This window comes from Halomonas sp. NCCP-2165 (genome assembly GCF_023708045.1).
Classification (GTDB): Bacteria; Pseudomonadota; Gammaproteobacteria; order Pseudomonadales; family Halomonadaceae; genus Bisbaumannia; species Bisbaumannia pacifica.
In genome coordinates this window covers 67,189-82,140 of the sequence record NZ_BRCY01000001.1, presented here as the reverse complement: position 1 = coordinate 82,140, position 14,952 = coordinate 67,189, and the positions used below count along the sequence as shown (strand labels likewise).

General features: G+C 71.6%; 11 protein-coding genes. 2 read left to right on the top strand and 9 right to left on the bottom strand.

Annotation, left to right across the window (positions count from 1 at the left end; genetic code table 11):
- The first annotated feature begins 8 nt into the window (after positions 1-8).
- A complete protein-coding gene (locus NFU04_RS00360) occupies positions 9-446 on the top strand; it encodes a universal stress protein (RefSeq protein ID WP_251307569.1) in 438 nt (145 codons plus the stop codon).
- Positions 447-505: 59 nt separating this feature from the next.
- On the opposite strand, the gene NFU04_RS00355 is transcribed toward NFU04_RS00360, so the two are convergent.
- From NFU04_RS00355 to NFU04_RS00315, 9 genes are all read right to left on the bottom strand, one after another.
- Positions 506-1,759 (bottom strand): ABC transporter substrate-binding protein, encoded by a 1,254-nt coding sequence (locus NFU04_RS00355; protein ID WP_251307568.1) that lies wholly within the window; start codon positions 1,757-1,759, stop codon positions 506-508.
- On the bottom strand, positions 1,759-3,234 hold the full coding sequence (locus NFU04_RS00350; RefSeq protein ID WP_251307567.1) for an ATP-binding protein: 1,476 nt from the start codon (positions 3,232-3,234) through the stop codon (positions 1,759-1,761). The genes NFU04_RS00355 and NFU04_RS00350 overlap by 1 nt, the downstream gene beginning before the upstream one ends.
- Position 3,235: 1 nt before the next feature.
- Positions 3,236-3,958, bottom strand: a complete 723-nt coding sequence (locus NFU04_RS00345; protein ID WP_251307566.1) for a response regulator — start codon at positions 3,956-3,958, stop codon at positions 3,236-3,238.
- A gap of 90 nt (positions 3,959-4,048) precedes the next feature.
- Positions 4,049-4,846 (bottom strand): Cof-type HAD-IIB family hydrolase, encoded by a 798-nt coding sequence (locus NFU04_RS00340; protein WP_251307565.1) that lies wholly within the window; start codon positions 4,844-4,846, stop codon positions 4,049-4,051.
- 260 nt (positions 4,847-5,106) lie between these two features.
- Positions 5,107-6,807 (bottom strand): N-acetylglucosamine-specific PTS transporter subunit IIBC, encoded by a 1,701-nt coding sequence (gene nagE, locus NFU04_RS00335; protein WP_285835093.1) that lies wholly within the window; start codon positions 6,805-6,807, stop codon positions 5,107-5,109.
- Position 6,808: 1 nt separating this feature from the next.
- Positions 6,809-9,394, bottom strand: coding sequence for a phosphoenolpyruvate--protein phosphotransferase (ptsP, locus tag NFU04_RS00330; RefSeq protein WP_251307564.1), 2,586 nt, complete (start codon positions 9,392-9,394; stop codon positions 6,809-6,811).
- A 29-nt stretch (positions 9,395-9,423) separates the two neighbouring features.
- Entirely contained in the window at positions 9,424-10,443 is a 1,020-nt protein-coding gene (locus NFU04_RS00325; RefSeq protein ID WP_251307563.1) for an SIS domain-containing protein, read from the bottom strand.
- The gene (nagA, locus tag NFU04_RS00320; protein WP_251307562.1) at positions 10,434-11,558 is read right to left on the bottom strand and encodes an N-acetylglucosamine-6-phosphate deacetylase; all 1,125 of its coding nucleotides are present in this window, start codon (positions 11,556-11,558) and stop codon (positions 10,434-10,436) included. Before nagA ends, NFU04_RS00325 begins: the two co-directional genes overlap by 10 nt.
- Positions 11,559-11,741: 183 nt before the next feature.
- Positions 11,742-12,476 (bottom strand): GntR family transcriptional regulator, encoded by a 735-nt coding sequence (locus NFU04_RS00315; RefSeq protein WP_251307561.1) that lies wholly within the window; start codon positions 12,474-12,476, stop codon positions 11,742-11,744.
- Between the two features lie 278 nt (positions 12,477-12,754).
- Between NFU04_RS00315 and NFU04_RS00310 the strand changes: the two genes are divergently transcribed.
- Positions 12,755-14,695, top strand: coding sequence for an exoribonuclease II (locus NFU04_RS00310; RefSeq protein WP_251307560.1), 1,941 nt, complete (start codon positions 12,755-12,757; stop codon positions 14,693-14,695).
- Positions 14,696-14,952: the final 257 nt, after the last annotated feature.

Sequence of the window (14,952 nt, the reverse complement as noted above, 5' to 3'; positions counted from 1 at the left end):
GAGGCCCCATGTATCAATCACTGCTGGTCGCCGTGGATGGTTCCGAGAACGGCAAGAAGGCCCTGGAGCTGGCCTGTCGCCTGACCCAGGGGGAGGCCACCCTGCATATCCTGCATATTCCCGAATCCCTGGCCCATGAGACCACCCTGGTCTGGGGCATCGGCGCCGTCTCCCTGGAGGCCAGCCGCCAGGACCTGGAGGCCGCCGGCAAGCAGGTGATCGAGCGGGCCGAGGCCCAGGCCAGGGAACTCGGCGTGGCCAAGGTGGAGACTCACCTGGGCCAGGGCGAACCGGCCCGCACCATCCTCGACAAGGCCAAGCACCTGAAGGTCGACACCATCGTGCTGGGCAGCCGCGGCCTGGGCGACCTGGCCGGGCTGGTGATGGGCAGCGTCTCCCACAAGGTGATGCACAGTGCCAAGTGCGGCGTGATCACCGTCCGCTGACTCTCCTCGGCTCGCGAGGGCTCTGACGTGGCCGGACCCCAAGGGGATGCCGGCCACGCTCAGGGAAGCGCGCGAGCCAGGCTGACCAGGCGCCGCGCCGCCTCCTCGGGGGAGATCGTCGGATCATTGAAGTAGCGGCTGACTATATCCATCCAGGCCCGCTGCGCCTCCCCGCCCAGCGCCATGCCATGGGCCAGGCTGGGCACCAGGGCATCCCCCGCCTCGGCGGCCCGAAAATCCCCGATGGCCGCACGGGCGCAGGCATCGAAGGCCGTGACCGCCAGGTCGCGGCGGGCGGGAATCGAGCCCTTGGCCCGATTGAAGGCGACCTGCACCTGGGGCGACAGCGCCAGTCGCGCCAGGTCGCGCTGGGCGGCCAGGTCCTCGGCCTCGGTGACCCGGAACATGGCCAGGCTGTCGATGGTGAAGCCGAAGGCACCCTCGGTGCCCGGCGCCGGGGCGCAGAGGTAGTCCTCGCCGGCGACCAGGCCGGCGGCGGCGAACTCCCCCTTGACCCAGTCCCCCATCAGCTGCATCGCGGCCTCGCCCTCGATCACCATGGCGCTGGCCAGGTGCCAGTCGCGCCCCGGCACGCCCTCGTCCATCAGCCCGCGCAAGCGCCTGAAGGTGGCGAGTGCCTGGATCATGGTGTCGCTGCCCAGGGCCTGGGGGTCGAGGGTCACCAGGGCGCGGCGGTAGAAGTCGACGCCGGCCTCCGCCAGCACCACCGTCTCGAAGAGGGTGGCGTCCTGCCAGGGCTGGCCGCCATGGGCCAGGGGCACGACGCCCGCCGCGCGGAGTGCCTCGCCGGCCGCGAATAGCTCGTCGAGGCTCGTCGGCATGGCGACACCGGCGGCCGCCAGTACCCGGGGATTGCCCCATAGCCAGTTGATGCGGTGAATATTCATCGGTACCGCAACATAGTGGCCGTCGTGGCGCATCCGCGCCGCCACCCGGGGCGGCAGCAAGGCGTCCCAGCCCTGCGCCTGGGCCACCGCGTCCAGCTCGCCGAGCAGCCCCAGCTCGCCCCACTCCTGGATCTCCGGTCCCTTGAGCTGAGCCGCCGAGGGCGGATTGCCGGACAGGGCCCGGGACTTGAGCACCGTCATGGCCCCCTCGCCGCCGCCCCCCGCCACGGCGAACTCCCGCCAGCGGTGCCCTTCGGCCTCGACCCGCTCGCGCAGCCGTGCCGCGGCCTGGGCCTCGCCGCCGCTGGTCCACCAGTGCAGCACCTCCACCTCGCCGGCCTGGATTCCGGGCGCGGCGCCCAGGGCGATCAGCAGGCTCAGTCGACGAAGCCGCGGACCGAACATCAGCGCGCCCCGGGGCCGTCGCGGCGGGGCAGGCTCAGGCGCACCACCAGGCCCCCCTCGGGATGGTTGGCGAGGGTCAGGGAGCCGCCCTGGGCGCGCAGGATATGCCGGGCGATGCCCAGCCCCAGGCCGCTGCCGCCGGTATGCCGGCTACGCGAGGGTTCCAGCCGCACGAAGGGCTCGAAGACCCGCTCACGCTGTGCTTCGGGGATGCCCGGGCCGTGATCGCGCAGGGTGATCGCCAGCGCCTCGGGACCATCGGCCAGGCGCACCTCGGCACGGCCACCGTAGAAGACGGCATTCTCCAGCAGGTTGCCCAGGCAGCGCTTCAGGGCCAGGGGCTTGGCCGCCAGCGGCGCCGCCGTCCCCGTCACCACCACCTCGCCCCCCTGCAGGCGCAGCTCGGCGGCGAGCGCCTCCAGCAGCGCCACCACGTCCACCGCCACCACCGCCTCCTGGAGATCGAGCCCCTTCACCGAGGCCAGGGCCCCCTTGACCAGCAGGTCCAGCTCGTCGAGGGAGGCACAGAAGCGCTCCCGCTGGTGGGGATCGTCGAGCATCTCGGCGCGCAGGCGCAGCCGGGTAATCGGGGTCTTGAGGTCGTGGGAGATCGCCGCGAAGAGGCGCTCGCGCTCCTCGACCTGGGCACGGATGCGCTCCTGCATGCGGTTGAAGGCCCGGGTCGTCTCGCGGGTCTCCCGAGGGCCCCGCTCCGGCAGGGGCGGCGCGTCCAGGTCATCGCCCAGCTGGCGAGCGGCGCCGGCCAGCTTCGCCAGGGGCCGAGTCACCCCGCGGATGCCCAGCCAGGAGAGCCCCACCACGGTTAACAGCACGATCAGCACCGCGAAGAGGCGATCCCCGGCCAGCCAGCGGCCACCGGCGAAGAGCTCCGGCACCGGCAGCAGGGTCGCCACGTAGAGCCATTCCTGCGGCGCCAGGGCCAGCTGGACCACCAGGATGGGCGGCGACAGGGGCTCCATCAGCAGGCTGTGCTGTCCCCAGCGCGGCGGCAGGTCGTGGAGCAGCACCTCGTTGTTGAGCAGGCGCAGGGTCTCGGCGCGGGAGAACTCGACCCGGGCGTCGCGGATGCCCAGCTCCTCACCGAGGACCCGCCGGAAGTTGCCCACCACCAGGGCCTGTTCGCGGCCCTGGCCGATCTCCTCCACCGGGATACGGTGATCGTTGATGCTGACGAAGAAGCGGGTCCCGCCCATGCTGCGCAGCTGATCCAGGACGATATGCCGGTAGTCATGGGGCAGGGAGCGGAAGAAGCGCACCGTGGAGGCGACGCTGTAGGCCACGTTGCGGGAGAGCTCGTCGAGCTGCTCGAGGCGACTGGCCCGGGCCTGGGCGGTCCAGATGGCATAGCTGGCGAGCTGGGCGCTGAGCACGCCAGTGATCATGATCAGCACGAAGCGGCCGCGCAGGGTCCGCGGCAGCAGCCGATGCAATCGCCGCCGAGCCCCCGCCACCATGCTAGGCGAGGGCCTCGACCCGGGTGGTCAGCACATAGCCGGCGCCGCGCACGGTACGGATCAACTGGGAGTGCTGGGCATCCTCGCCCAGGCGCTGGCGCAGCCGGCACACATGCACATCGATGGAGCGATCCAGGGGCGGCGCCGGCCGCCCCCGGGTCAGCTCGAAGAGCGCCTCCCGAGAGAGCACCTCCTCCGGGTGCTCGAGGAACACCTGCAGTAGCTGGAAGTCGGCCCCGGAGAGGGGCAGGCGCGCCTCCTCGGCATCGATCAGCTCGCGGGTCACCCGATCCAGGCGCCAGTCGCCGAAGGCCACCAGCCGCGCCTGGGCGGGGCGGGGCGGTGCCTGCGCCCGGGTGCGACGCAGCACCGCCTTGATGCGGGCCAGCAGCTCGCGGGGATTGAAGGGCTTGCCCAGGTAATCGTCGGCGCCCAGCTCCAGGCCGAGGATGCGATCGGTCTCGTCGGCGCTGGCGGTCAGCATGATGATCGGCACCTCGCTGTCGCGGCGCAGCTCGCGACACAGGGTGAAGCCATCGTCGCCGGGCAGCATCAGGTCGACGATCAGCAGGTCCGGGGTCTCCCGGGCCAGCAGGGCGCGCAGGGCCTCGCCGTCCTCGGCGGTCAGGGCCCGGTAGCCGTGGCGTCCCAGGTAGTCGGCCAGCAGCTCGCGGATCTCCGGGTCGTCATCGACCACGATCAGGGTGGCAGGCGTCGTCGTCATGGCGGGCATCCCGCGCTGAGGGGTATAGGAGTCTCGATCATGGGCGAGGACCGGGGTAGCGACAAGACGAGTGCGACCATGGTCGCGGCCTCAGAGGGCGAAGCGCTCGCTGAGCCACTCGGCCACCGCCGCCTCGCCGTGGTGGCCGATGCGCCGCGCCTCGGGCACCCGGCCGGCGAGCTCCGGGTGGGCATTGGCCATCACCTGGGCCTCGCCGGCGAGGCCGAGCATCTCGGTGTCATTGAGGTTGTCGCCGAAGGCCAGGCAGGCCTCGGGGGCCAATCCCAGGCGCTCGAGCAGGGCCGCCAGGGCACTGCCCTTGTTGACCCCGCCGGCCATGATCTCCAGGGCATTGGCGGTGGAATAGGTGATATGCAGGGCCTCCCCGTGGTGCGCCAGGGCCTGGGCCTCGAGACGCGCCAGGTGATCCGGGTCGCCGATATAGAGCACCTTGCCGACGCGTTCGCCGTCCAGGGCGTCCGGCGCCACCACCCGGTAGCCGAAGCCGGTGGCGGCATGCAGCGCCAGCAGCCGCGGCGCCTCGGCATCGATCAGCCAGTCGTCGTCCCGATAGAGGTTGAGGCGCACCTCGGCGGGGCGCTCCAGGGCGATCAGCGCCCGGGCCCGGGCCGCGTCCAGGTGGCGGGCCGCCAGCAGGCGTCCCGCCGGGTCGTGGAGATAGGCGCCGTTGGTGCTGATCAGGTGCACCGGCACCCCGAGGCGTTGCCGATAGGCCAGCATGTCCCGGTAGTGGCGCCCGGAGGCGAAGGCCAGGTGGTGGCCCCGCTCGGCCAGGGCCCGCAGCACCTCGACGGTGCGCGGCGCCAGGTCATGGTCGGCGCCCAGCAGGGTGCCATCCAGGTCGGAGACGATCAGGCGTGGGGTCATGGGGCGCTCCCGGCATCAGGGCGCCCCAGCTTAACCGATTCACCCCGGGGACTCCTAGTCGCAGCGGGGCTGGGTGGCTATCGCAATTGACACGCTTGCTGCTCACCGGCACGGGGCTACCCTGGGGGCAAGCCTTCGCTAAGACGCTGTGAACCCTTCCCTGGAAGCTCGACGTTATCGTCCATGATAAAGACGCTTTGCTCCGCCCTGCCCCCAGCGTCCCTCGGCGATAGCCTTGGCGGCGCTGGGGGCAAGCCGACTTAGGCGTCGCCCAGTCCCCGGGCCACGGCGGCGGCCCGTTCGCCCAGCAGCACATGGATCACGCCCCGCTCCAGGCGCTGGATCGCCTGGGCGCCGAGGTCGGCCAGGGCCGCCTCGTCCAGGGCCCGGGCATCGGCCAGCTCCAGGCGCAGCCGGGTGGCGGCCACCGCCGTGGCGCTGCGCAGATTGGCCTCGCCGCCCAGGGCCCGGTGCCAGGCCTGACGCGCCTGGGCATCGATGGCCGGGATCGCCTGGGGCCGGGGCACTTCCTCGGGCGTCGGTGCGGCCACGGGCGTCGTGCCCTGGGCGACCATGGCGGCGCGGATTTCGTCGGCCACCCCATCCGCGATGGGACCGAGGATCACCTGGAGGCCGCCGCCCTTGAGGCGCAGGATGCCCCGGGAGCCCAGGGCCTTGAGGGCCGCCTCGTCGATGGCCTCGGGGTGCTCCAGCACCAGGCGCAGCCGGGTGGTGCAGGCGCCGACGCTGCTGAGGTTGCCCGCCCCGCCCAGGGCGGCGACGAAGGCCGGGCCGCGCTCGCCGCCGGCCTGGGTGGCCGCCGGTGCCGCGGTTTCCGGCTCGCGGCCCGGGGTGGGCAGGTCGAAGCGCAGGATGGCCCAGCGGAACACCGTGTAGTAGAGGGCGAAGTAGGCCAGGCCCACCGGCAGCATCAGCCAGCCATTGGTGGCGAGCCCATAGGAGAGGGCGAAGTCGAAGGCCCCGGCGGAGAAGGTAAAGCCGAGCTTGACGTCGAGCCAGTGCAGCAGCGCCATGGAGACGCCGGTCAGCACCGCATGCAGGCCATAGAGCAGCGGCGCCAGGAACATAAAGGTGAACTCGATGGGCTCGGTGACCCCGGTGAGGAAGGCGGTCAGCGCCAGCGACAGCAGGAGGCCTCCCACCTGGGCGCGGCGCCCCTTGGGGGCGGCGTGGTACATGGCCAGGGCCGCCGCCGGCAGGCCGAACATCATCACCGGGAAGAAGCCCGCCATGAAGCGCCCCGCCTCGGGGTCGCCGGCGAAGAAGCGGTTGAGGTCGCCGCTGGCCACCACCCCGGAGGTCGCCTCGAAGCTGCCGAAGACGAACCACACCAGGCTGTTGAGCACATGGTGCAGGCCGGTGACGATCAGCAGGCGGTTGAGGGTGCCATAGACGAACAGGCCCAGCTCGCCGGCGTCGATCAACCACTGGCCGAGGGCATCGATGCCATGCTGCACCGGCGGCCAGATCACCCCGAAACCTACCCCCAGGGCCACGGCGGCCAGCCCCGTGGCGATGGGCACGAAGCGCCGCCCGCCGAAGAAGGCCAGGTATTCCGGCAGCGCGATCGCGTGGTAGCGGTTATAGAGCAGGCCCGCCACACTGCCGATGATGATCCCGGCCAGCACCCCCATGTCGATCTCGGGGTTGAGGGCGGTGAGCACGGCGTCCAGCACCAGGTAGCCGATCACCCCGGCGAGGCCGGCGGCGCCGTTGTTGTCATTGGCGAAGCCCACCGCCAGGCCGATGGCGAAGATCAGCGCCAGGTTGGCGAAGATCGCCTCGCCGGCACTGGCGATAAAGGCGATATCCAGCAGGTCGGGCTGGCCCAGGCGCAGCAGCAGGCCGGCGATGGGCAGTACCGCGATGGGCAGCATCAGGGAGCGACCGAGTCGCTGTAGCCCGCCCATCAGGCGGGATCCCAGGGTCGTGGTAGACATCTCAGCACCTCTCGAGGGTCGTTGTCGTTGTTGTGGTGGTGTCGTCGGTCTGATCCAGCCAGGCGGTGAGGCGCTCGCGCACCGCGCAAGCATCGTCCAGGGCCAACAGCTCGGGCAGCTCGGCGGCCAGGGCGGCGGCGTCCAGGCGCCGCAGGGCGGCCTTCACCGCCGGCACCCGGGCCGGCTCCACGGAGAGCTCGTCGACCCCCAGCGCCACCAGCAGGGGCGCGGCCAGGTCGTCGCCGGCGGCGGCGCCACACACCCCCACCGGGCAGCGTCCCTCGGCGCCGGCCACCGTGGCCTGGATCAGCCGCAGCACCGCCGGGTGCAGCACGTCGGCCCGGGCGGTCAGCGCCGGGTCCTCGCGATCCATGGCCAGGGTGTACTGGGTCAGGTCGTTGGTGCCGATGGAGAGGAAGTCCGCCTCGGCGGCGAGACTCGCCGCACAGAGGGCGGCGCTGGGCACCTCGATCATGGCCCCCAGGCGCGGCCGCGCGCTAAGGCCAAGCTCGGCGGCGATGGCCTCCAGGCGCCGGCGCACCCGGCGCAGCTCGCCGGCCTCGCTGACCATGGGCAGCATGATATGCAGCGTCTCCAGGGGCGTGACGCCGAGCAGCGCCCTGAGCTGGGTCTCCAGCAGCTCGGGATGACTCGCCCAGAGGCGGGCGCCGCGCACGCCCAGCGCCGGGTTGGGCACCGCCGGCAGGCGCAGGTAGGGGAGCTGCTTGTCGGCGCCGATATCCAGGGTGCGGATGATCACCGGCTTGCCGCCCAGGGCCGCCAGGGCGGCCTGGTATTCGTCCCGCTGGGTGACCTCGTCGGGGGCGCTGTCACGCTCCAGGAAGAGGAACTCGCTGCGCAGCAGGCCCACCCCATCGGCGCCGGCCTCCGCGGCCAGGCGCGCCTCCTCGGCGCCGCCGATATTGGCGCACACCTCGACCTCGCGACCGTCCCGGGTGATGGCCGGCTCGAAGGCCGCCGCCTGGGCCGCCTCGGCCTCGCGGCGGCGGGCCTCGAGCCGCGCGGTCACCTCGGCGACCCGGGTCTCCCCCGGCGCCACCATCAGGCGACCGCGCTCGGCATCCAGGATGGCGTCTGCGCCCGGGGCCGCGTCGATCGCCGCCGGCAGGGCCGGCCCCATGGCCACCAGGCAGGGAAGGCCCCGGGCCCGGGCCAGGATCGCCACATGGGAGGTGGTGCCGCCGCCGGCCAGGCAGAGCCCGGCGGGACGGCGCGCGGCCACGGCCACCAGCTCCGAGGGGGTCAGCTCCTCGGCCACCAGCAGGGCCCCCTCGGGAACGTCGGGCAGGGCAGGCTCCGCCGCCTCGCTGAGCTCCGCCATCACCCGCCGCTGCAGGTCGCGCAGGTCGGCGACCCGGGCGGCCAGCAGGGCATTGCCGGTGGCAGCGAGGCGCTCGGCCTCGGCGTCCAGGGCCTCCCGCCAGGCCTGGCCGGCGCCGCGACCGGCGCGGATGTGCTCGCCCGCCGCCGCCGCCAGGTCCGGGTCCGCCAGCCAGGCGCCATGGGCGGCGAAGATCTCCGCCTCGGCGGTCTGGCCGGTGCGGGTCGCCTCGGCCTCGTCCCGGGCCAGGGCCTCGCCGACCCGGGCCAGGGCCTCGCTCAGGCGCGGCGCCTCCACCGCCTCGCCCGCGCCGTCATGGGGCACGGCGGGCAGCGGCGGCCGATAATGCACCAGCGGCCCCAGGGCCAGGCCGGGGCTGGCCACCAGGCCGGCCAGCTCGCCCTCCGCTAACTCCTCCCCCAGTGCCTCCCCCGACGCCTCGTTCGACGCCGTCTGGGGCGCGGCGTGCGCTTCGGCCTCGGGGGTGGTCAGCAGCGCCTCGGCGGCGTCCAGGGCCGCCTCGGCGTTGTCGCCCCGGGCGCTCAGCCGCAGGGCCGCGCCCTCGGTGAGGCCCAGGTTCATCAGGGCGCTGACACTCTCGGCGCTGGCGGACGCCTCCTTATGGTGCACCGCCAGGCCAACGCCATGCTCCCGGGCGATGGCCCGCAGCCGCGCCGCGGGGCGGGCGTGCAGGCCCGCCGCCAGGGCCAGGCTCAGGTGCCGCTCGGCCTCGGGGCCATCGGCCAGCGTCTCGTGGCTTTCCGTCCCCGCCGCCTCCAGCACCAGCAGCGGCTCGCCCAGGGCGACCCGGGCGCCGGCCGTGAGACTCGGCTCACGCAGCCGCCAGCCGGCGGCCTCGGTAATCACCAGGGGGGTGATCAGGGCGCTGGCGCCCCGGGCCAGGGCGTCGGCATCGAAGCGGCACAGGGGGTCGCCGGCGCGCACCCGGTCGCCCACGGCTACCAGGGGCTCGATGCCGGCCCCCTGGAGTTCCACGGTATCCAGGCCCAGGTGGAGCAGCAGCTCCACCCCGGCCTCGGTTCTCAGGGTCAGGGCATGGTGGGTGCGGGCGCACTGCACCACCTCGCCGTCGCAGGGGGCATGCAGGCACTCGCCGAGGGGGTCGAGGGCGATGCCCTCGCCCAGGGCCTGGTCGGCGAAGACCGGGTCGGGCACCGCGGCGAGGGGCACCACCATCCCGGCTACCGGGGCCAGCAGGGTCAGGGATTGGCTGGAATCGGACATGGGAAGACTCCCGATATTATTGTTAGGCGTTACAGGGTGCAGGTGACCTTGTTGAGGTGCCTGGGCCGGTCCGGGTCACTGCCCCGGGCCGCCGCCAGGCCGGCCACCATGACGTAGAAGCTCTGGATCACCGACAGCGGCTGCAGGGCCTCGTGGCCGGCATCCACCAGGGTCAGTTGGCGCGTCGCCACGCACTCGTCGGCGGCCAGCAGCACCCGGGCGCCGACGCCCTCGAGCCACTCGGCCAGCTCCAGCAGCCCGGCCTGCTCCGGTCCCGGCGGGGCGAACACCAGCACCGGGTAGCCGGGGCCGATCAGCGCCATGGGGCCGTGACGCACCTCGGCGCCGCTGAAGGGCTCGGCCTGGATGGCGCAGGTCTCCTTGAACTTCAGCGCCGCCTCCTGGGCCACGGCGAGGCCCGCGCCGCGGCCGATCACCATCAGCTTGTCGGCGCCGGTCAGGGCCTCGATGGCCGGTGACCAGTCCATCGCCAGGGCCCGGGTCAGGCGCTCGGGCAGGTCGTCCAGGGCATCGAGCAGGCCGCGATCCTCCTGCCAGTGGCCGATCAACTGGGCCATGGCGGAGAGGGTGGCCAGGTAGCTCTTGGTGGCGGCCACGCTCTTCTCCTCCCCGGCATAGAGGGGAAGCTCGGTGTCGCTGGCCGCGCCCAGGGGCGACTGGGGGGTATTGACCAGGGCCAGGGTACGGGCGCCGGCGGCGGCCAGGGCCCGCTGGGTGGCCACCAGGTCGGGACTCTGCCCCGACTGGGAGACCGCCAGGGCCAGCTGACCATCAAGGCGCCAGGGGGCCTGGGCCAGGGTGGTCAGCGAGGGCGGTAGGGAGGCCACCGGGATGCCGCGGCGCTTCATGCACTGGTAGGCGAAGTAGCCGGCGGCGTGATCGGAGCTGCCCCGGGCCACGGTGACCGCCGCCGCGGGCTCGGCGAGGCGCAGGCGCTCGCCCAGGTCGGCGAGCAGGGCCTGGTTGCGCTGCAGCTGGCCGCGGATGCGCTCCGGGGCGTTACGGGCTTCTTCGAGCATCAGGGACATGACGGGGCTCCTTGGGCATTGCCAGAGACGGGGCGGCCCTCGACGAAGACCGCTTGGAGTTGGAGTCGGGGGTCGAGGACCACCAGGTCGGCCAGGGCGCCCTCCCGCAGGCGGCCGATCTCGTCGATCCCCAGGAAGTCGGCGGGGAAGCGCGACAGGCGATCCGAGGCCTCGGCCAGGGAGAGGCCCAGGCCGACGAAGTTGCGCAGCGCCTGATCCATGGTCAGGGTGCTGCCGGCCAGGGTGCCGTCGGCCAGGCGCACGCCGCCCAGGCACTTGGTGACGGTCTGCTCGCCCAGCCGGTAATCGCCGTCGGGCATGCCGGCGGCGGCGGTGGAGTCGGTGACCGCATAGAGGTTGGGGATGCAGCGCAGGGCGGTGCGGATGGCCCCGGGATGCACATGCAACAGGTCGGGGATCAGCTCGGCGTATTGGGCGTGGGCCAGGGCCGCGCCGACCATGCCCGGCTTGCGATGGTGCAGGCCGGTCATGGCATTGAACAGGTGGGTGAAGCCGCAGGCGCCATGGGCCAGGGCCTCGACTCCCTCCTCGTAGCTGCCCAGGGTGTGGCCCAGCTGGACCCGCACGCCGCGCTCGCTGAGGTGGCGAATCAACGCATGGTGCCCGGCCAGTTCCGGGGCCAGGGTGACCAGGCGGATCGGCGCCAGGGCGCAGAGCTCGTCCACCTCCTCGATCAAGCCGCTGCGGGCATGGGCCGGCTGGGCGCCGAGCTTGCCGGGGTTGATATAGGGCCCCTCCAGGTGCACCCCCAGCACCCCGGCGGCCCGGGGATCGGGGTCAGCCATATAGGCGGCGATCTCGCCCAGCACCCGGCGGATCTCGGCGTCCGGGGCGGTCATGGTGGTGGCCAGCAAGCGGGTGGTACCGAAGCGCGCATGGGTGCGCGCCAGGGTGGCCAGGGCCGTGCCCCCCTCCATGGTGTCGGCACCGCCGCCGCCATGCACATGCAGGTCGATAAAGCCGGGCAAGAGCCGCGGATGGTCGTTGGACTCGGGGTCCACCGGCTCGCCGGTCAGGCGGGTGATGCGCCCGCCGTCCCAATCGATCTCCCCCAGGCGCCAGCCCTCGGGGGTGAGGATATTGCCGTACAGCATGGGGCCTCCTAGGTTTTTTACGAAAAGTCGGCGAGCGACGACCAGACAAGGCAAAAATCAGCGAAAAGACGGACCGGGCTCGCGTACGAGTTTACGGGGTGTAAATGAGTACTTTGATCGGACTCGCGCACGAGCCGATTTTTAACGCCGTATGGGCGAGCGCAGGCAGTTTTCGTACAGAGCCTAACGGGTCAGCTCGACCATAAAGTCGTAGTAATCGGTGCGGCAGTAGGTGACGGTGAGCTCCGCCGGGGTGCCGTCGGCGAGATAGCCCAGGCGGGTCACCTTGAGCAGCGCCTGGCCCTCCGGCACCTCGGCCAGCGCCGCCAGCTCGGCGTCGGCATTGATGGCGGTGACATGCTGCAGGGCCCGGGCCACCCGCTTGCCGCCGGCCTCCAGCACCGCATAGAGGGAGGTCTCCACCGCCTGGGGGTCGGGCAGCACCGCCGCCGGCAGGCAGCTCTCCTCCACCGCCATCACCACGTCATCGGCCAGGCGCAGGCGCTTGAGGCGCGCCACCCGGGCATCGGCACCCAGCCCCAGACGCATGCCCTCCTCCACGCTGGGATTGGCCAGACCGCGTTCCAGCCAGTGGGAGCCGGGGGTGAAACCGCGCTGGGTGAGCAGCTCGGTAAAGCTGGAGAGCCGCGACAGGGACTGATTGAGCCGCGGGGTAATAAAGGTGCCGGAGCCGCGGCTGCGGCGGATCAGCCCCAGCTCGGCCAGGCGGTCCAGGGCCTTGCGGGCGGTGATCCGCGAGACCTCCAGGCTCTCGGCCAGGTTGCGCTCCGAGGGCAGCGCCTCGCCGGCCTGCCAGGCGCCGGTCTCGATGGCCTGCTCCAGCTGGCGGGCCAGCTGCTGATAGAGGGGCGTCGCGCCCTGGGGGTCGAGGCGCAGCTGGGTAAAGCGTGGGTCCATGGGTCTCTCCCTGTCTGGGGGGCAGCAGCCATACCAATCTAATACCACTATAGACCCACATTGATACCAATCAAATACCACTTCACTACGACCTTGGTGGCATAGGGCCTCTTGCCGTAAGCGCCTCGACGCGGTCTGTCTGGCGTAGTCAACCGGTCGAGGAAGCGCAGGTTGTTGAGAAATCGGAGCCAAAGCGAACTTCAGGAGGCGCGCGATTGGCGCCACGGGCGGGAATCCGTATAGTGGCAGCCTCTCACCCCGCCACCTGAAAGTGTCCGATGCTGCAGAACAACGCCATGCTTGCTCAGCTCAAGCAACAGATCCGCTCCAGTACGCCCCGCGTGGAGGGCGTGATCAAAGCCACCGACAAGGGCTTCGGCTTCCTGGAGACCGACGACGGCGACTCCTACTTCGTGCCGCCCCCCGCCATGAAGCAGGTGCTGCATGGCGACCGGGTGGAAGCCATCCTCCACGAGGAGGGCGAGAAGAAGAGCGTCGAGCCAGACACCCTGATCGAGCAGGGACTCGACCGCTTTATCGCCCGGGTACAGAAGCGCGAGGGGCGCCTGGCGGTGGTACCGGACCACCCCTCCATCAAGAATGTCCTCAAGGCGCGCATCAAGCGCAGCCTCGACGAGGAGAGCATCGGCGACGGTGACTGGGTCGTGGCCCGCCTGGTGCGCCACCCGCTCAAGGAGAACGATCGCGGCTTCTTCAGCCAGATCGACGAGCTGGTGGCCAAGGCCGACAACCCGGCGGTGCCCTGGCGGGTGACCCTGGCCCGCCACGCCCTGGAGCAGGAGTGCCCGGACGCCGGCAGCGACTGGCCGCTGCGCGACGAGGGCCTCGAGCGCGAGGACCTCAGCGCCGAGCCCTTCTTCACCATCGATGGCGAGAAGACCCGAGACATGGACGACGCCCTGCGCATCCGTGTCCGGGAGGACGGCGGCTGGGACCTGACGGTGGCCATCGCCGACCCCACCGCCTATGTGGAAGAGGGTCATGCGGCGGACCTCGAGGCACGCACCCGCGCCTTCACCGTCTACCTGCCGGGCCAGAACGTCACCATGCTCCCCGAGCAGTTGGCCGATGACCTCTGCTCCCTGTGGGAAGGCCAGGAGCGCCCGGTGCTGGCCTGCACCCTGACCGTCCATGCCGACGGCAGCTTCGGCGACTACCGCTTCTTCGCCGCGACGGCCACCTCCCGGGCCAAGCTGGTCTACGACCGGGTCTCCGACTGGCTGGAAGGCCAGGGCGACTGGGCCCCGGAAGCGGTGATCGGCGAGCAGCTCGAGGCCCTGCGCGACCTGACCGAGGCGCGCAGCGCCTGGCGCGCCGAGCATGCCCTGGTGTTCAAGGATCGTCCCGACTACGTCTTCGACCTGGACGAGGCGGGCAATGTGCTGGATATCCGCACCGAAGAACGGCGCATCGCCAACCGCATGATCGAGGAGTCGATGATCGCCGCCAACGCCTGCTGCGCCGACCTCCTGGCCCAACAGGTGGGGCACGGCATCTTCAACGTGCACCGCGCCTTCGAGGAAGAGAAGGCCGAGGCCGCCCAGGAGTTCCTGGCCAGCCAGGCGATCGAGGTGGAGCGCGAGGCCCTCACCGAGCTGGCCCGCTACAAGGAGCTCAAGCGCGAGCTGGAAGGCCGCGACGATGCCTGGCTGGATGCCCGCCTGCGTCGCTTCCAGGGCTTTACCAGCATGTCCGCCCGGCCCGGCCCCCACTTCGGCCTGGGGCTGCCCGCCTACGCCACCTGGACCTCGCCGATCCGCAAGTATGGCGATATGGTCAACCATCGCCTGATCAAGCGGGTGCTCAAGGGCGAGCAGGCCCCCGCCGAGGCGAGCCTCGAGCTCACCGAGCAGCTCACCGAGCGCCGCCGCCTCAACCGCATGGCCGAGCGCGACGTCAAGGATTGGCTCTATGTGCGCTACCTGACCCCCGCCGCCAAGGCCCAGGAGGCCTTCGACGCCGAGGTGATCGCCATCAACCGCGGCGGCATGCGGGTGCGCTTGGTCGCCAACGGCGCCACCGCCTTCGTGCCGGCGCCGCTGCTCCACAGCGACCGCACCAAGGTGGCCATCGACGACAAGGAGGGGCGCATCCAGGTCGAGGGAGAAGAGCGTTATAAGCTCGGCGATGCGGTGCGCGTGGCGCTGACCGAGGCCCGGGAGGAGACCCGCTCCCTGGTCGCTCGCCCCAGCGAGTAACCAGTCGGTGACGGAAGGCGCTGGGGGCAGGATGGAGCGAGGGTCCTATGCCAGGGATGGCATCGGTAGCGCCCAGGGATGGGTTCACAGCGCCCCGCGACAGCCTGCCCTCAGGCGCCCCAAGACCCGATGGGGACCTCACACACTGCGACGGCCCGAGGCCCTGGAGTTCGACTCCGGGGCCTTTTTGTTGAACCCTGTCACCTGCCGTGACTCGCCCGTATCAAGGCTTTATGGCAAAGTAAGCCGCAAAACGA